The 16,083-nt window shown below is 66.9% G+C and carries 16 protein-coding genes; 7 read left to right on the plus strand and 9 right to left on the minus strand.

Going from position 1 to position 16,083, the window contains the following annotated elements; translation table 11 throughout:
- Positions 1-73: 73 nt before the first annotated feature.
- Genes IBX18_RS32705 through IBX18_RS32725 form a run of 5 tightly spaced genes read left to right on the plus strand, consistent with a single transcriptional unit; the run spans position 74 to position 5,200 of the window.
- A complete protein-coding gene (locus IBX18_RS32705) occupies positions 74-1,054 on the plus strand; it encodes an STM4015 family protein (RefSeq protein ID WP_194837334.1) in 981 nt (326 codons plus the stop codon).
- Positions 1,047-2,165, plus strand: a complete 1,119-nt coding sequence (locus tag IBX18_RS32710; RefSeq protein ID WP_306796516.1) for an STM4014 family protein — start codon at positions 1,047-1,049, stop codon at positions 2,163-2,165. The genes IBX18_RS32705 and IBX18_RS32710 overlap by 8 nt, the downstream gene beginning before the upstream one ends.
- Positions 2,152-2,973 (plus strand): STM4013/SEN3800 family hydrolase, encoded by an 822-nt coding sequence (locus IBX18_RS32715; protein WP_228542108.1) that lies wholly within the window; start codon positions 2,152-2,154, stop codon positions 2,971-2,973. The genes IBX18_RS32710 and IBX18_RS32715 overlap by 14 nt, the downstream gene beginning before the upstream one ends.
- A complete protein-coding gene (locus IBX18_RS32720) occupies positions 2,970-4,310 on the plus strand; it encodes an STM4012 family radical SAM protein (protein ID WP_194837335.1) in 1,341 nt (446 codons plus the stop codon). Before IBX18_RS32715 ends, IBX18_RS32720 begins: the two co-directional genes overlap by 4 nt.
- 2 nt (positions 4,311-4,312) lie before the next feature.
- Positions 4,313-5,200, plus strand: a complete 888-nt coding sequence (locus IBX18_RS32725) for an STM4011 family radical SAM protein (protein ID WP_194837336.1) — start codon at positions 4,313-4,315, stop codon at positions 5,198-5,200.
- A gap of 82 nt (positions 5,201-5,282) precedes the next feature.
- Here the strand turns inward: IBX18_RS32725 and IBX18_RS32730 are convergent, their stop codons facing one another.
- Both IBX18_RS32730 and IBX18_RS32735 read right to left on the minus strand, forming a co-directional pair.
- On the minus strand, positions 5,283-5,828 hold the full coding sequence (locus IBX18_RS32730) for a hypothetical protein (RefSeq protein ID WP_194837337.1): 546 nt from the start codon (positions 5,826-5,828) through the stop codon (positions 5,283-5,285).
- Positions 5,829-5,939: 111 nt separating this feature from the next.
- The gene (locus IBX18_RS32735; protein WP_194837338.1) at positions 5,940-6,281 is read right to left on the minus strand and encodes a DUF5713 family protein; all 342 of its coding nucleotides are present in this window, start codon (positions 6,279-6,281) and stop codon (positions 5,940-5,942) included.
- A 197-nt stretch (positions 6,282-6,478) separates the two neighbouring features.
- Here IBX18_RS32735 and IBX18_RS32740 point away from each other — a divergent pair, with 197 nt between their 5' ends.
- On the plus strand, positions 6,479-7,396 hold the full coding sequence (locus IBX18_RS32740; protein ID WP_194837339.1) for a universal stress protein: 918 nt from the start codon (positions 6,479-6,481) through the stop codon (positions 7,394-7,396).
- A gap of 93 nt (positions 7,397-7,489) precedes the next feature.
- On the opposite strand, the gene IBX18_RS32745 is transcribed toward IBX18_RS32740, so the two are convergent.
- Genes IBX18_RS32745 through IBX18_RS32755 form a run of 3 tightly spaced genes read right to left on the minus strand, consistent with a single transcriptional unit; the run spans position 7,490 to position 11,151 of the window.
- A complete protein-coding gene (locus tag IBX18_RS32745; RefSeq protein ID WP_194837340.1) occupies positions 7,490-8,557 on the minus strand; it encodes an NAD(P)/FAD-dependent oxidoreductase in 1,068 nt (355 codons plus the stop codon).
- Positions 8,554-9,783: an MFS transporter gene (locus tag IBX18_RS32750; protein ID WP_194837341.1), complete on the minus strand. Its 1,230-nt coding sequence runs from the start codon at positions 9,781-9,783 to the stop codon at positions 8,554-8,556. Before IBX18_RS32750 ends, IBX18_RS32745 begins: the two co-directional genes overlap by 4 nt.
- A 9-nt stretch (positions 9,784-9,792) precedes the next feature.
- Positions 9,793-11,151, minus strand: coding sequence for an NAD(P)-binding domain-containing protein (locus IBX18_RS32755; RefSeq protein WP_194837342.1), 1,359 nt, complete (start codon positions 11,149-11,151; stop codon positions 9,793-9,795).
- Between the two features lie 98 nt (positions 11,152-11,249).
- Here IBX18_RS32755 and IBX18_RS32760 point away from each other — a divergent pair, with 98 nt between their 5' ends.
- Positions 11,250-12,089, plus strand: a complete 840-nt coding sequence (locus IBX18_RS32760; RefSeq protein WP_194837343.1) for a GNAT family N-acetyltransferase — start codon at positions 11,250-11,252, stop codon at positions 12,087-12,089.
- A 47-nt stretch (positions 12,090-12,136) separates the two neighbouring features.
- Here the strand turns inward: IBX18_RS32760 and IBX18_RS32765 are convergent, their stop codons facing one another.
- The 4 genes from IBX18_RS32765 to IBX18_RS32780 all read right to left on the minus strand — a co-directional run bounded on the left by IBX18_RS32765 (position 12,137) and on the right by IBX18_RS32780 (position 16,002).
- The gene (locus IBX18_RS32765; RefSeq protein ID WP_194837344.1) at positions 12,137-12,643 is read right to left on the minus strand and encodes a lasso peptide biosynthesis protein; all 507 of its coding nucleotides are present in this window, start codon (positions 12,641-12,643) and stop codon (positions 12,137-12,139) included.
- Entirely contained in the window at positions 12,640-12,915 is a 276-nt protein-coding gene (locus tag IBX18_RS32770; RefSeq protein ID WP_107655861.1) for a PqqD family protein, read from the minus strand. Before IBX18_RS32770 ends, IBX18_RS32765 begins: the two co-directional genes overlap by 4 nt.
- A 5-nt stretch (positions 12,916-12,920) precedes the next feature.
- Positions 12,921-14,645, minus strand: coding sequence for an asparagine synthase-related protein (locus tag IBX18_RS32775; protein WP_194837345.1), 1,725 nt, complete (start codon positions 14,643-14,645; stop codon positions 12,921-12,923).
- 895 nt (positions 14,646-15,540) lie between these two features.
- Positions 15,541-16,002 carry a DUF4190 domain-containing protein gene (locus tag IBX18_RS32780; protein ID WP_194837346.1) on the minus strand — a complete coding sequence of 154 codons (462 nt, stop codon included), beginning with the start codon at positions 16,000-16,002 and terminating at the stop codon, positions 15,541-15,543.
- Positions 16,003-16,083: the final 81 nt, after the last annotated feature.

A 16,083-nucleotide genomic window follows, 5' to 3' on the forward strand; every position in this document is an offset into this window, starting at 1 on the left:
GACGTATGAGCGAGCGAATCGTGTCGCAGTGCGCAACGCGCATGCCGGAGCCGAGCGCCAGCGAGGTGCGGGCATGAGCGTCGGGGACCACTTGCAAGAGTTCGGCGGCTTGCCCACATACGACTTTCCGACCGCCGATACGGGAGGCCCGGGGAAGTCCGCAGGCGTCGTACTGCCGGTCACCGACTCGGTCGCCTGGCGCATCGGCGTCCCCTCCTACGAACCGGAAGAATCCTGGGGCGCGGCCTTCGCGGAATTCCTCGACACCGTCGACTCCACCGAGGTGCGCGCGCTCATCGTAGGTTGCTGGACCGAGGCGTACGAAACCAAGCCGGACGAGGTGTTCGAGGCCTTGCTCGCCGCCAAGGATCGGTTCCCCGCGCTGCGCGCCTTGTTCCTCGGCGACATCGTCGGTGAGGAGTGCGAGATCTCCTGGATCCACCAGGGACAACCGACGGTGCTGCTCGAGGCCTTTCCGCAGTTGACCGAACTCGGCATACGCGGCGGCCAGCAACTGGTGTTCCCGGCGATCCGCCACGAGCGTCTCCGGAAGCTGACCGTGGAGACCGGCGGTATGCCCGCCGAGGTGGTGCGCGGGATCGCCGCTAGCGACCTGCCCGCACTCACCCACCTCGACCTGTGGCTCGGCACCTCGGAGTACGGCGGTGACGCCGACACCACCGATCTCGCCCCGATCCTGGCCGGCACCCGGCTACCGAGCCTGAAGCACTTGGCGTTGCGCAACAGCGAGATCCAGGACGAGGTCTGCGCCGCGCTCGCGTCGGCGCCGGTGGTGGCCCGCCTCGATGTCCTCGACGTTTCGATGGGCGTGCTCACCGACGACGGTGCCGCCGCCCTGCTCACCGGACAGCCGCTCACCCATCTCAAATTCCTGGACCTGCACCACAACTACCTGTCCGCGGCGATGCGCACCCGGTTGACCGAAGCACTCGCGCCTGCCGGGGTGAAGCTGAATCTGGAACCCGACGACGCTTACTCCGACGAAGACGAGGACGCGGGCACTGTCTGGCGCTTCGTCGCGGTCGGTGAGTGAGTCGCGACGCTGGGTAGTCGTCGGCAACAGCGAGAATCGCCGGGCCGGACTGTTCATCGATACCGCGCGCGCGGCAGGTATGGCCGCGCCGCGGGTCGTCGAGTGGCGTGACGTGCTGCGCGACGGCGGGCACGACTTCGCCGACGACGAAATCGTCCGGCTCGATTCGCCCGGGGAGAACCCGGAGGTGGACGAACTGCTGCGCGGTGTGAAAGACCCGACCCGCGTGGAAGGTTCGGCACGGTGGTACGCGCGGTTCCGCGACGCGGTCGGTTCGCTGCGCGGTGGCATCCGGCTCGACGACCCCGCGGAACTGGCGGTGCTGTTCGACAAGCGACTGTGCCATGCCCGCCTCGACGCCGCGGCCGTACCGGTGCCAAGGTCGCCCACCTCCGGCGCCGCAGCCCCCGTGCGAGGCTGGTCCGACGTGCGCGACCACATGCGCGACGCCGGCCTGCGCCGCGTCTTCGTGAAGCTCGCGCACGGATCCTCCGCATCGGGTGTGCTGGCGATCGAATCCACCAGCACAGGCCGGCTGCGGGCGACCACCTCGGTGGAGGTCGCGCCCGGCGGCCGACTCCACAACTCGCTCAAGATCCGTTGCTACACCAGCGAATCCGAGATCGCCGCGATTGTCGACCGGCTCGCACCCGATGGGCTGCACATCGAACCGTGGGTGCCGAAGGCTGCGCTGGCCGGTCGGACCGCCGATCTGCGGGTGCTCGTCGTCGCGGGCCGCGCCACCCATGCCGTGGTGCGCACCAGCCGGGCGCCGATGACCAACCTGCACCTCGGCGGCGCCCGCGGCGACCTCGCCGCTGTTCGCGCGGCGGCGGGTATGCACTGGGACGCAGCACTGTCGATCTGTGAGCAGGCCGCCGCCTGCTTCCCCGGAACGCTCTGCATCGGTGTCGATTTGCTGCCCTCGATCGGCTGGCGGCGGTTCACGGTCGGCGAGGTCAACGCGTTCGGTGATCTCCTTCCGCGACTCACCGGACTACCCGAAGGCCCCGCCGCAGGCATGGACACCTACACCGCACAACTGCTCGCAGCACCATATTTCCTTGCCCGACAGCGGGATTCATCGAAGGAGGGGTATGCACCGGCCTGACATGAACGAGGTCGTCGGCCGCGACGATCTGCTGCTACTCACCCTCGACACCCTCCGCTACGACGTCGCGGCCGAGCTCGCAGCCGCCGGCGAACTGCCGAACCTGTCCGCCCATCTTCCCGGCGGCACGTGGGAGCAGCGACACGCGCCAGGCAATTTCACCTACGCCTCCCATCAGGCAATATTCGCCGGATTCCTACCGACGCCCGCGGCACCGGGCCCACACCCCCGCCTCTTCGCCGCCCGCTTCGCCGGTAGTGAGACGACCGCCGACGGCACCTTCGTCTTCGACTCCCCCGATCTCGTGACCGCGCTCGCGGACCGCGGCTATCACACGGTGTGCATCGGCGGCGTCGGGTTCTTCAACAAACAAGGCGCGCTCGGGAACGTGCTGCCCGGACTGTTCGCCGAAAGTCACTGGGAGCCGGAGTTCTCGGTCGCATCGCCTAGTTCGTTCGAATCTCAGGTGGCGCGCGCCGAGAAAGTGGTCGCCAACCTACCCGCCGAGCAACGACTCTTCTTGTTCCTCAACGCTTCCGCGCTCCATCAACCCAACTGGTTCCACCTGCCGGGAGCCACCCACGAAACCGGTGACAGCCGCGAAACACACGCTGCCGCTCTGCAATACATCGACGGACACGTCGGCCGCCTCTTCGACGCCATGCGCTCCCGGCGGCGCTGTTTCGCCATCGTCTGCTCCGACCACGGCACCGCCTACGGCGACGACGGCTACACCGGCCACCGGCTCGGCCACGAATCCGTATGGACCGTCCCCTACAGCCATTTCTTCCTGGAGCCTTCCGCATGATCGACACCATCGCGCTACCGCGGCCCTACCAGAACTACGTGTACGCGTATCCGCACAAGACCGCGTATCGACCGCTGACACCGAGTCCCGCACTCGCCGATCTGTGGGCAGACCAACCGAGACAAGCGCTTTCGCTGTATCTGCACATCCCGTTCTGCGAAGTGCGCTGCGGCTTCTGCAATCTGTTCACCCGGGTCGGCGCGCCGGACGGGCTCACCGGCCGATACCTCGACGCCCTCGCCCGGCAGGCGCAAGCCGTGCGGGCGGCCCTCGGCGACCGAGAACCCGTGCGGTTCGCGAATGCCGCGTTCGGCGGCGGCACGCCGACCCATCTCGAGGCCGCCGAGTTGTCGCGACTGTGCGATATCGCCGAGGTGCTCATGGGCGCCGACCTGCGGTCCATTCCACTGTCGGTCGAGGCCTCGCCGAGTACCGCCACCGCCGATCGCCTGGCCGTACTCGCCGAGCGAGGAACAACACGGCTGAGCATCGGCGTGCAGAGCTTCATCGACGAGGAGGCCCGTGCCGCCGTACGACCCCAACGACGCACCGAGGTCGAGGCGGCCCTCGGACGCATCCGCGACACCGAGATCCCGGTCCTCAATATCGACCTGATCTACGGCATCGACGGTCAGACCGAGGCGAGTTGGCGACTATCTCTCGATGCCGCCCTGGCCTGGCGACCCGAAGAGATCTACCTCTATCCGCTCTACGTGCGCCCGCTGACCGGCCTCGCCCGCCAGGCCGATCCCGCTGTCGCAGACCGCGACTGGGATGAGCAGCGGCTACGCCGCTACACCGAGGGCCGCGATCATCTACTCGCGCACGGTTATACCCAGGTCTCCATGCGCATGTTCCGCCGCACCGACGCTCCCCTACAGGGACCCGACGATTACGCCTGCCAGACCGACGGCATGATCGGACTCGGTTGCGGCGCCCGCTCCTACACTGCCGAACTGCACTACTCGTTCGACTATGCGGTCTCCATGCGAGAGGTCCGCACCATCATCGATACCTACACCGCCACAACTGATTTCAGTCGCGCCGTCCACGGGCGCGTGATCGATCAGGACGAAGCGAAGCGCAGGTTCCTGCTCCAGTCGCTGTTGCAAGCCGACGGCTTCGCGACCGCAGACTATCGACTTCAGTTCGGCAACGACCCCTGGCAGGACTTCCCCACCCAATTGCAGACACTCGGTGACCGCGGCTGGCTGTCCGGCACCGAATCCGACCGCCTCCGCCTCACCCCGAACGGCCTCGCCTACTCCGACGCGATCGGTCCCGAATTCTTCTCTCCCACAGTGCAAGCGGCCATGGCCGCCTACGAACTGAGATAGCCGTGGACCTGACCATCCTCTATCGCGGCCCACTCGCGTCCTGCGACTACGACTGCCCGTACTGCCCCTTCGCCAAACGCAGAGACAGCACCGCGCAACTGCGCGACGACCGCGCCTGCCTCGAACGATTCACCACCTGGGCGCACCAGCAGACCGGCGACCGGCTCTCCCTCCTCTTCACCCCGTGGGGCGAAGGCCTGGTGCGCTCCTGGTATCGCCGTGCCCTGGTCGAGCTGTCCCACGCCCCGCACATCGACCGCGTCGCCATCCAAACCAATCTCAGCTGCCGCACGAACTGGTTGTCCGACGCCGACCCCGACACCCTCGCCCTCTGGTGCACCTACCACCCCGGCCAAACCCCCTACCACCGCTTCCTCGACAAAACCCATCAGCTCGCCGGTGCCGGAATCCGCTTCAGCGTCGGAATAGTCGGCGTCCCCCAACATTTGGAACGCGCGCAACGGCTACGAACAGACCTCCCCGACCACATCTACCTCTGGGTGAACGCGGCCGAAGGACACACCTACACCGACGCCCAAGCCGAGCCTTGGACCGCCCTCGACCCCCTCTTCCCATTCAGCCGCCACCCACACCACTCCGCCGGACAGGCCTGCCGAACCGGTTCGTCCGTCATCTCCGTCGACGGCGACGGCACCGTCCGCCGCTGCCATTTCGTCCGTGACCCCTTGGGAAACCTCTACGACAACTCCTACCGCACCGCGCTGACTCCCCGCCCCTGCCCACTCACCATCTGCGACTGCCACATCGGCTACGTCCACCTCGAAACGCTCCCGCTCTACGATGTTTTCGCCGGCGGCGTCCTCGAACGCATCCCCGCTCGACGCGGTGCCACCGACCTCGGTGTCCCGCAGCGGCACGGAATTGCCTGACTCTCCGCGCGGAAACCTCGTCCCGCCCGATCTCGAACCACCCCTGATCGCGGCACAGCGGTCGCACCTGCACGACACAGGTCTACGGCCGATCCCCACCGTCCGGCGCAGCCCGACCAGGCAACGGATGCGCCATGAACCCATCGGCAAAGAACATCGTCGACCCGCACCGATCACACCGATAAGCATGCTGCTTGACCACCTGCTGCCCGAATTCGCTCGGATGATCGGTCAACAACCCGGCATGCCCGGTGACAAACCCCAGCACGCCGATATAGGTCCGCTGCCTTTCACACCACTGGCACATCAAATCAACAGCTTCCCGCCGCCGCCGAATCTCGGCTTCCCGCAACGCTATCCGCTGCTCCACCTGCTCGACATACCGTCTGCCATCCTCCACCGACAGCCGCTCCGGCTCACTCCACGGCCCCTCATACCCCCCGTCCACCGCCGTCCGCAGCTGCACGAACTCCGCCTCGGACCGCCGCACCACCCGCGTCCCCCGCAACCCACCCGCCACCCGAAAACTGATCTCCGCCCGCGAAACCCCACCAGGCAACCCCCGCGACATCCGCACCCGCTTAGGATCTTCCGCATCCGGCTTGTACTCGATGCCCCCATCCGCCACCCCCGCACGATACCGCGATCACCCCCTCCCCAAGTGACACCCCGGTAACCGTCAACCAAACGATCCCGCCCCACTCGTCAGCGACCCGACCACGGTTGAGCGGGCACACCGTTACCACTCGCGACTGGCGGTCAATTCTTCTGGATCCGCATCTTCGAACCCGTAAGCGTCGGCGATAAAGCAGAATTCCTCGCAGATCTCCTCGCGGGCAGTGGTTTCGATTTCACTGTCTGCCGCTTCGAACTCCGCTTCCAGCGCGTTGAACTCCTCGGTGGCGCGCTGGGTGAGTTCGTAAAGTTTCGTCAGATCGGCAGGCGGTTCTGCTTCGATCTGCGCGCACAGCCGCCGCAGGATCTCGGTGCCTTTGTCCAGGACGTGGTTCGGGAAGTACGGGTCCTCGTACATCATCTGCAGGAACGCATGCTCATTCACCTGCTGATTCGTGATCGACACTGTCACTCTTTCTCCCGCTCGAACCGGCCATCGGCCTGCGGTCACTGTAGCGGGAGGCCTCAGCTGTCTTTACTCCCCTCAGCGTGGGACCAACGGCCCTGCCTATCGTCCGCGAAACGCGAGAACCTGGGAACAGACCGGCGGGAACACCTTCCCGGAGCGGCGACCACCTCGCAGCACGAAGGGCAGCAACGACTATGGCTACACCACACGGCAATCCGCACCGACTCGCGAAGGCCCCGGTTGTCGTCGGCGTCGACGGGTCGTTCGGCAGTGACCTGGCAGTTCGATGGGCCGCCGAGCTCGCCGCGCAACGTGGCCGCACACTGCTCATCGCGCACGGCCTCGATCTGGCGGCCATGCGTTCGGTGGTCGGCGGCTACGACATAGCGGCGGCCGCGTTCATCGACACAGCCCGCGCCCAGGCAGCCGAGACCGTCGCCGACGCACACCGGCTCGCCACCGAAGTCGCGCCCGACCTCCACATCACCACGGAGACGACCGACGCATCAGCCGCCGAAATGCTGATCCAGCACTCACGCACCGCCTACCTCGTCGCGATCGGCGCCACCGGGACTCTGGGCACCATCGCCCACCTCGGCTCCACATTGCTCGCTGTGGTCAGCCACGGTCACGGCTCGATCGTCGTGGTCCGCGACACCGGCACCGAACAGCACATCCGAACCGACGGACCGGTGGTGGTCGGCATCGACGGCGGCCCGGTCAGCGAAGCCGCGATCGAAGCGGCCTTCGCCGAGGCCTCCGCCCGCGGCACCGACCTCATCGCCACGCACTCCTGGAACTACTGGCAACTCGGCGATTTCGCGGGCGAACCCTACGTCCTCGTCACCGGCGAACAGATCGAATCCACTGAAGACGCGATCCTCACCGAACGCCTCGCCGGCTGGCAGGAGAAGTACCCCGACGTCGCCGTCACCCGCAAGGTCTACCGCACCGAGCCCACCGAGCAACTCGCCGAATGGTCCAACAGCGCCCAGCTGATCGTCGTCGGCAGCCGCGGCCGCGGCGGTTTCACCGGCATGCTGCTCGGCTCCACCAGCCACTTCCTCGTCCAGCACGCCCACTGCCCAGTCCTCGTCGCACATCCGGCGTAGCCGGGAAAGAAAATGGTCCGCTTGCGAGGCAGGCGGACCATTTTCGCGCCGCCGGTCCGGTCGACCGCACATGCCGGCCGCACCGCACTCCGCCTACGACCCGACCAGCGCCGGCGCTCCGGTGACGTGCGCGACCAGTGCGGTCACGACGTGTTCGTCGTCGCGGTGAACGCCGCGCAGGGTGTTGGAGGAGAACGAGCGCTGGAATTCCAGCCCGACGTAAACCAGTCCGGGGTGGGTCACGGACACCCCGTCCCGGTGCAGCGGATAGCCATCGTTCAGGGCGCCGAGCGGGGTGAGGTAGTCCAGGTGCGGACGGTATCCGGTGGCGAAGATGACCGTGTCGGCGTGCTCACGGGTTTCGTCGGCCCAGACGATCGCGTCGTGGTCGAAGGCGGTGAACATGGGGCGCCGGTCCATCCGGCCGCTGTCGAGGGCCTGCTGATAATCGCCGGTGTCCATGACCAGCGTGCCGCCGACGTAGCGGATCAGCCATTCCGGGGGCAGCCGGTCGAAGCCGGTGCCGACCAGCCAGTGGTGGATATCGTGCCCGTCGCGGCGCTGCGGGAGGAAGGTGATCGGCCGATGGGTGGCGAGGGTGACGGTCGCGGTCTCGGCCAGTTCATAGGCGACCTGGATCGCGGAGTTCCCGGCGCCGACGACGATGACCCGTTGGCCTGCATAACGTTTGGGGTTGCGGTAGTCGGCGACATGCAACAGGTCGCCGGCGAACTGCTCTTGTCCGGCCAGCCGCGGGTGGTGGGGATTGCCGAAAGAGCCGGTGGCGGCCACTATGCCGGCGGTGTGTAGCGTCGCACCGGTGCCGGTGTGGACGAGGAATCCGGTATCGGTATGGGCTTCGACCGCTGTAACCGGGGTTTCGGTGCGGATGTCGGCGTCGAGGGTATCGACGTAGCGGCGCAGGTAGCCGACGACTTCGTCACGGTGCGGGTAATGGTCTGGGCCGCTGGGGAATTCAAGGCCAGGCATGGTGCTGTGCGCGGCGGGCGAGAACAGGGTGAGGCTGTCGTAGTAGCACGGCCAGGACCCGACAGGCTCGGGGCCTGCTTCCAGGACTACCGGGGCCAGCCCGTGGTCGAGCAGGGCGCGGGCGGCGCTGAGACCGGATTGTCCCGCACCGATGACAACGGCATCGATCATGAGAAGTGCTCTTTCCGTGGTTGTTTCGGGATGCTGGCCAGTGACAGGAAGGCAGCTGCGGCGGCGAGCAAACCAAGAATGAGGAAGGCGCGCGGGTACCCGCCGACAGCTTCGGCCACGGCGGTGGCGGCGAACGGAGCCAGAGCCAGACTGATGGTTACCGGAGCGGTCAGGACTCCGTTGAGCCGGCCATAGTGGGCGGTGCCCCAGCGATCGGTGATGGCGGTGGCCTTGAGCAGGGTGAACACGCCGCGCGCCATACCGGCCAGGACAGCGACGGCGATCAGCGCCACCGCGGAGGTGAATACCGCGAGCAGTGCGGTGGTGGCTGCGATGGCGAGCAGGATCGCGAGTGTGCGGGTGCGCACGCTGGTGCGTGCCGCGAACGCGGAGTAGCCGAGACGGCTGACGACCTGCCCGGCACCGCCGAGACCCAATGCGACAGCGGCGATTCCGGTATCGAAGCCGCGTTCGACGAGCAGCGGTACCAGGGTCACCACCGCCGCGAACGAAGCAAACCCGGTGACACTCAACGAGATCGCCAACGCCCAGAACGCGGGGCTGCGGGCCGTGTGGCCGGGATCGGTGAGGTGCGCATACTCCGGTTCGGCCGCCGGGCGGGCCGGCCACGGCAGGGTCAGGCCGAACCAATGGCCCGGAATCGTCACCACGGCCAGCAGGACCGCGAGTACCAAATATGTTGTGCGCCAGTCGAGATAGGCCGACAGCACCGCGGTCAACGGCGCGAACACGGTCGAGGCGAGCCCACCGACCAGGGTGAGGGCGGTCAGTGCCCGGATCCGGTCGGGGCCGTGCCAGCGGGTGACGGCGGCGAAGGCCGGTGGGTAGAGCACCGCACCCATCGCCGCCCCGACGAGCAGCCAGCCGAGGAAGAACCACACCGGAGTCGGTGCGAGCGCCACCAGCGCCAGCGCCGGAACCGCCAGCACCGAACCAGCCGTCATCACTACCCGTGGTCCATGCTGATCGAGCCAGCGCCCGACCGGGATCCCGACGAGGGCGGCGACGAGCTGCCCGGCCGAGAACGCCGCCATCAGCGTCGTGGCCGACCAGCCGGTGTCGGCGGTGATGTCACCCAGCAATACTGGGAAGGCATAGAACAGGATGCCCCAGCTGATGATCTCGGTACCGCACAGGACCACCAGCACCCGCCGCAGTCCGGCCTGGTTCGCGACGGGTGCAGGTAGCGCCGAAACTGCTTGCATCGCAGCGCTTCAGCGAGTGACGGTAGCCGACAGCGTCAAGTTCTGAAGCGCTACGGGCGCGGACAGCTCCGCGGGCGCCGCACAGCATCCACCACCACCACTGCTTTCCTCGGCCGGCGCGTCGAACAGCCCGGACCCACCACAAACCCCGGTGTCGGGCAGCACCAATTCGACCCGATCAGCGGCCTCCTGATCACCGGCCAGCGCAGCCGCGATCGAGCGGACCTGCTCGTACCCGGTCATCGCCAGGAAGGTCGGCGCACGACCGTAGCTCTTCATCCCCACCAGGAACACCCCCGGCTCGGGATGCGAAAGTTCCCGCACGCCATGCGGATACACCGTCCCACAGGAGTGCACGTTCGGATCGATCAGCGGCGCAAGCAAAGTCGGCGCCTGCAAGGTGGCATCCAAGCCGAGCCGCACCTCCGCCAACCAGGACAGGTCCGGCCGGAACCCGGTCAGCACCACGACCTCGTCCACCCCGCGCACCGGTTGCCCCTCGGCGGGGATCAAATCCAGCCGCCCCTCGGCGTCGCGCTGCACAGTTTCGGTCCGGAATCCGGTGACCACGCCGATGTGCCCGGCGGCGACCGCTTCCTGCGCACGCAGCCCGAGCGCGCCACGCGCGGGCAGTTGGTCGGCCGCGCCGCCGCCGAACGTGGCGCCGATCTCCCCGCGGCGCAGCAGCCAGGTGACCCGGGTGCCGGGATGCTGTTCGACGAGCCCGGCCAACACGATCAACGCGGTGAGCGCGGAGTGCCCGCTGCCCGCGACGGCGACGTGTTTGCCCGCGTACCGAGCCGCACCGGCGGGACCGGAGAGGTCCGGCACCCGATAGGAAATGCGCTCTGCCGCAGCAGCTTCCCCGATCGCGGCCAGTCCGTCGCCGCCTAGGGGGCTGGGAGTTGTCCAGGTTCCGGACGCATCGATCAGGGCGCGAGCTGTGATTCGTTGCTCGCCGTCGGCGGTGCGCACGTGCACGGTCAGCGGCTCGCTGTCGCGCCCGGCATCCACCACCCGGTCGCGGCCACGCCGGGCAACACCGACCACTTCGGCCTCGAACCGCACCCGATCACCGAGGGCGGCACCGAGCGGACGCAGGTACTGCTCCACCCATTCCGCACCGGTCGGATACGACTCCGGGTCCGGCTCCTGCCAGTCGTGGGCTGCCAACAGCGGACGCGCGGCCGGTGCGATGAGCTCTCCCCACCGGGAGAACAGCCGCACATGGTTCCACTCGCCGACCGCCGCGCCGGCGTGCGCGCCGCGTTCGAGGACCAGCACGGGCAGCCCGCGGGCGGTGAGTTCGGCGGCCGCTGCCAGCCCACTCGGGCCTGCACCGACGACAACAACGGGGTGAGTACTCATGACCTTCTCGCTTTCATCGATCTGTATCGATCAAGTGCGACAGTATCGACCAACGTCGATGAATGCAACCATCGATAGAAATCGATATACTCGGTGACATGCCCATCGCGTTGCCGCAAGCCCAGGTCCTGCCGCCGAGCGAGGCCGCCACCTACGCCGAGTGGTTCGCCTGCCTGGCCGAGCCGGTGCGGGTGCGACTCCTGCACGCGGTGGCCACCACCCCGAAGGGCATCACCGTCGGCGCGCTGACCGAGATCCTCGGCACCAGCCAGTCCACGACCTCCCACCACGTCCGCAAACTCGCCGACGTCGGCTTCGTGCACCTGCACAAGGAGGGCACCGCCACCATCGTCACCGTCAACCAAGCCTGCTGCTCGGGCCTGCCGCACGCCGCCGATGCCGTCATGGGGTTGCTCGCGCCGCGCCCCTGCTGTCCCGACGACGTACCCACCGATGTCACGGTGCGCGCCCTGAGGGCCGCGGACTGGACCGCCGTGCGCCGCATCTATGCCGAAGGCCTCACCACCGGCCTGGCCAGCTTCGAGACCACCGTGCCCAGCCGCACCAGCCTCGAATCCCACTGGCTGCCCGAGCACCGCTGGGTCGCCGAGATCGACGGCGAGGTCGTCGGGTGGGCCGCCGCGAGCCCCGCCTCCACGCGCGCGGCCTATTCCGGCGTCGCGGAGACCTCCGTCTACGTAGGCGCGGAATACCGCGGTCGAGGTGTCGGAAAAGCGTTGCTGCACAAGCAGGTCACCGCCGCCGACGCCGCGGGCCTGTGGACGTTGCAGTCCTCGATCTTCACCGAGAACCGCACCGCGCTCGCCCTGCACCACAGCGCCGGGTACCGCACCGTAGGCATTCGCGAACGCGTCGCGCGACTCGACGGCGTCTGGCACGACACAGTTCTCATCGAGCGCCGCTCACCGGTGAACTGAGCGCGTGTCGGGGTTCGTCCGTCTACTGTGCGACTTCAGGGCGATGGTCAACCGTTGAGCGCGCGCGCCGAAACCCGTTGCAGCACTGAGAAACCCACTCTGACATCTTGACTGTCGTTGAGCACCTCGCCGTACAGCTCCGTCCACGAGTGGAAGGAATAGCGGGGGTTGGTGGAGGTCCGCTCGCGCGCCACGATGACTTCGGCCGGTAGTCCGATGGCCGAAAGATATGTTCCCAGTGAGAAGGAGCGGGGCAGACACAATCCGTTGGGCTGCAAGGTTCGCAAAACCAGCTGGCTGAACAGGATCTCGCGCCGGACAAGCCGGATCGCCTCCGCCGGTGACAATTCGGCGGACGTCTGCCAGCCCGGTCCGGGTCGCAAGTCCCGCAGGTAGCGATGGGCCGGTCCCCACCCTTGCGTGCCGAGCAGGCGTAGCGCCCGCCAGGTGCTCCGCACCGCGTAACCACGAAGCCGATACGACGGGCGCGGCGGTGCCGGTACACCATCGATATCGGACAGCATCGACTCCAATTGCTGTGCCAGCTCGGTCATTTCGCGGCATCCGTTCGCGCGAGAAGCCGGTGCTCGGCGAGCTGGTCGACCAGCTTGCCCAGACCGGCACGCAATGTCTCCGCGCTCGCATCGATGCGTTGCTCGAGCTCGCGGACCGCGTCCTCGACGGTCTCGCAGCTCATCGCGGCCTGAACCATCAGCGTGGCAACGGGATTGAGTTCGAAGTAGACGCCCGCCCGGGAGTCCATGATGACGCCGACGCCGTCGGTGGTGTCCAGGATGGCGTCGTCGCCGAGTTGCAGCAGTGGCATGGTGATCAGCTCCTCACCGGATGCGCGGTCCGGCTTTCCAGACTGCGCAGGAATAGTTCCGTCATGGCCGTGCAGATCAGGCTCTGCGCGTGGCGGCGGGTCGACAACGGGTGGCCGAGCACGGCGACGACCTGGGCCGGGTCAACGATGTTCAGCCGAGCCAGCAGGGAGTCGGGCCCGAGTAGCCCGGCGAGCGCCTGCGGATGGTTCAGGCAGAAGTTCTCGTGCGGCGAACCCAACCACAACCGACCATGCCGACGCCAAATCATCGGCGGCAGCCGGTCTTCGAGCATCAACCGCAGCACCGGTTTGTTGATATTTCGGCCGCCATAGGAAATACACCGGTATGCCCTCGGCATGCCGGTCATCAGCTCGTACATCGCCCGATCGGCCATCGGGGAGCAGAACTGGACGCCGTGCGGCCAGGCCAGGGCCAGATCGGTGGTCTGTTCCTCGGGGACGAACTCCGGGTTGGGCAACTCGAACCGCACGCCCGGCATCGGAACGAGAAAGTCGGGGTGGCGCGTGTAGTCGCCGAACGCCGAGGCATCGATCGCCAGCGAATACGAGCGACGGACGCTCTTCAGCAGATCCGTCAGCGTCCAGCGTGAACAGAGCAGTCCGCGCAGCATCAAACGCTTCTCCGACAAGCTCAGCCGCCCCTGCAGCACATCGCACACGCCATAGTCGGGGGCCGGACTGAACAGCAGGTCACCGTCCCGGCCCCAGGTCAGCAGTTCCACGCCGTCCTGGTGGACCCGCTGCACGATCTGCTCCAGCCAGCGAAACCCGGTGTGGTTGTACGGATGCGAGAACCGCCAGTCCTCGTTCACGTGCCCGGCACCGGTGTCGGTCATGATCGGCACGAACGGGATGGACAGATATCGGCACACTTCGCGGGCGTACTCGGACTCGTCGGCGAGCGGATCGTCGGTGGCCAGGTGGTAGGCGGTGACGTCGGCGCCGTTGGCCACCAGCGCGGCGGCCACGGCGGAGGAATCCATGCCGCCGCTCAGCAGTAGTCCGATGTGACCGTTGTGCGCGTACGGCCCGGTCGCGGCGAGGAGAAGTTCCCAGGCCCGCTCCGCGTAGTCCCGCGCGGTGCTGCCGCGCGGCAGCGGCTTCGGCGTGATCCGGTCGTACTGGACGACCTCGGCCGACACACCGTCGAACACCAGCAGGTGGCCGGGGCGGAGCAAGCCCAGCTCGGGATAGGCGAAGATGCTGTCGCCGCGGCAGATTCGCCAGATGGTTTCCCGGTCCAGCCGGTCGAGGCCGTCGGGGACGAGGTCGGCGGGATCGCTGGACCATGCCAGCGTGTGGCCGGACTGCTTGTAGAACAGCGTGTCCCGGGTGAACAGGCTGCGGAACAGGAAGACTCGATCGTCGGTGACCAGGCAACCGACCAGGTCGCCCGGTAGCTCCGCCAGATCCGCGTACCGTCCACTCCTGAGGGTGGCGGTGATCCGTTCGGCGAGGGCATCGTCCAGAACTCCGGTGAGGGTGCCGCCCAGCGCTAGATGGGCCCGATCGCTCGGGTGCGCGGGCCGGACAGTCGGGTGCTTTCCCGCTTTTGTCCACTGCCGCAAGTAATTCGGGCTCTCCGGGACACCGCGCGCGGGGAAGGCCGCGAAGGGCACGCTGGCGTAGTCGACGGGAGCCCCGGCGCGGGGCAGGGTCGCTCGGCCGGCGCAACCGAGGTAGTCCACGGTAAGTGGGGAATGGTCCATGATGGCGGAACCTCTCATTCGCCGATAAATGTGGTCCCCTCCCCGTCACGTGCCGAAAGGAGGGGACCACGGGTCGATCATTGCCTGCGACTAGAGCAGGTTGCCGTGGCTGACCAGATCAGGCACGCCGCGGAAGAGGATCGTGGTGTGGTCCTCGACCGCACCCAGGCAGATCACCAGGGGCTCGATGTAGGGCATCTTCGTCATTGTATTCACCTCCTTTCTTCAATGTCGTTCTCATGGACCCCGGCGGCGCAATACGCGCGCCGGGGACAGCTCGAATTCTCCGGGATTCTCATTGCGACAAGACCGTGCGCAACAACGTTTCAGATGCACTGGGAAATCACACCGAATACATACCGACCGCTCGAATTCGTAAGGGGCGCACTGTGATGCGGCGATCCGAATATTCGGCATATGAGGACATGACTCCACCTAAAAATACACAGAGGTGGTCGACTGCTGGGACCAGGCAGCGGACTTCGGTGTCCCACAATAGGTCTCGGCGTCGAGACAGATTCGGGACGAGGGCTGGTAGGTCACAACCATAGTCCCCCATGGCCTTTGCGTCGACCCCTACTGCGCACCCGAATAGTGTCGAATTCGTAAGCACGCCGAATAGAATCGGCGACCGACGATGCCGACTGGTCGGCGGGTACGGCCAGCACTCAATTACCCGCGGATGAAGATATTCACAATGGAAGTTCAATGCACCCGACCGACCGAGCGCAATGCCCCGCGGTGTCGTAGTCACGCGGGGCCGGCCGCCTGCCGGAGCGCGGGCACGGCGCCACGCGCTCATCGGCAAGTCGGTGTCTTACACTGCTTAGCGAAGCCGTCCTGACGAGATCCATTTGGCGCGCGATGAATCATCGATAAGCGAGGAACAAACGAGTCAGTTGGTCGGCTGCGGGCTGATGGTGACGCTGAATTTGTTCTCCACCGTCTGCTGCCAATCCCGTTCGCATTGATCGATTTTCGCGCGGTCGTTGCCTGCGTCGCTCACACAGTCGGTGAACTCGTCACCGCCGGTGTAACTGAAAAGCGCGAAGCCGACGGCTATGGCGATCGCTGTCACGACCAACGCAATTATGCTCAACACCAAGCCCGTTATCGCCATAGCGGAACCCTCGGCGGCGCCTTTACGGGCCCGCGCCGCGGCGATGATGCCGATGACGAGGCCGGCGAGGCCGAACAGGATGCCGCCGATCACCGTCCAGAAGGTGAGCAGCGCGAGGATACCCAGCACCAACGCGGTGATGGCCAGGCCCTTGCCGCCGGGCCGCCGATGCGAACCAGGGACCGGCGGCGGGTACTGGCCCGGTGCCGTATAACCGGGGGGAAATTCCTCCGTCATGGCTGTCCTTTCTTTGCATCGGTTTCCAGTGCGCCCGTTCGATGGCCTCTCGAATGCTAATGAAATTCGAGCCGAGTGCAC

It is taken from the genome of Nocardia sp. XZ_19_369 (assembly GCF_015355715.1).
Lineage (GTDB): Bacteria > Actinomycetota > Actinomycetes > Mycobacteriales > Mycobacteriaceae > Nocardia.

What these genes read in the sequence shown, in the direction of transcription:
- IBX18_RS32705 (WP_194837334.1), top strand. Translation starts at nt 74, where the DNA reads ATGAGCGTCGGGGACCACTTGCAAGAGTTCGGCGGCTTGCCCACATAC.
- IBX18_RS32715 (WP_228542108.1), top strand. Translation starts at nt 2,152, where the DNA reads ATGCACCGGCCTGACATGAACGAGGTCGTCGGCCGCGACGATCTGCTG.
- IBX18_RS32720 (WP_194837335.1), top strand. Translation starts at nt 2,970, where the DNA reads ATGATCGACACCATCGCGCTACCGCGGCCCTACCAGAACTACGTGTAC.
- IBX18_RS32740 (WP_194837339.1), top strand. Translation starts at nt 6,479, where the DNA reads ATGGCTACACCACACGGCAATCCGCACCGACTCGCGAAGGCCCCGGTT.
- IBX18_RS32745 (WP_194837340.1), bottom strand. Translation starts at nt 8,557, where the DNA reads ATGATCGATGCCGTTGTCATCGGTGCGGGACAATCCGGTCTCAGCGCC.
- IBX18_RS32750 (WP_194837341.1), bottom strand. Translation starts at nt 9,783, where the DNA reads ATGCAAGCAGTTTCGGCGCTACCTGCACCCGTCGCGAACCAGGCCGGA.
- IBX18_RS32755 (WP_194837342.1), bottom strand. Translation starts at nt 11,151, where the DNA reads ATGAGTACTCACCCCGTTGTTGTCGTCGGTGCAGGCCCGAGTGGGCTG.
- IBX18_RS32760 (WP_194837343.1), top strand. Translation starts at nt 11,250, where the DNA reads ATGCCCATCGCGTTGCCGCAAGCCCAGGTCCTGCCGCCGAGCGAGGCC.
- IBX18_RS32765 (WP_194837344.1), bottom strand. Translation starts at nt 12,643, where the DNA reads ATGACCGAGCTGGCACAGCAATTGGAGTCGATGCTGTCCGATATCGAT.
- IBX18_RS32770 (WP_107655861.1), bottom strand. Translation starts at nt 12,915, where the DNA reads ATGCCACTGCTGCAACTCGGCGACGACGCCATCCTGGACACCACCGAC.
- IBX18_RS32775 (WP_194837345.1), bottom strand. Translation starts at nt 14,645, where the DNA reads ATGGACCATTCCCCACTTACCGTGGACTACCTCGGTTGCGCCGGCCGA.
- IBX18_RS32780 (WP_194837346.1), bottom strand. Translation starts at nt 16,002, where the DNA reads ATGACGGAGGAATTTCCCCCCGGTTATACGGCACCGGGCCAGTACCCG.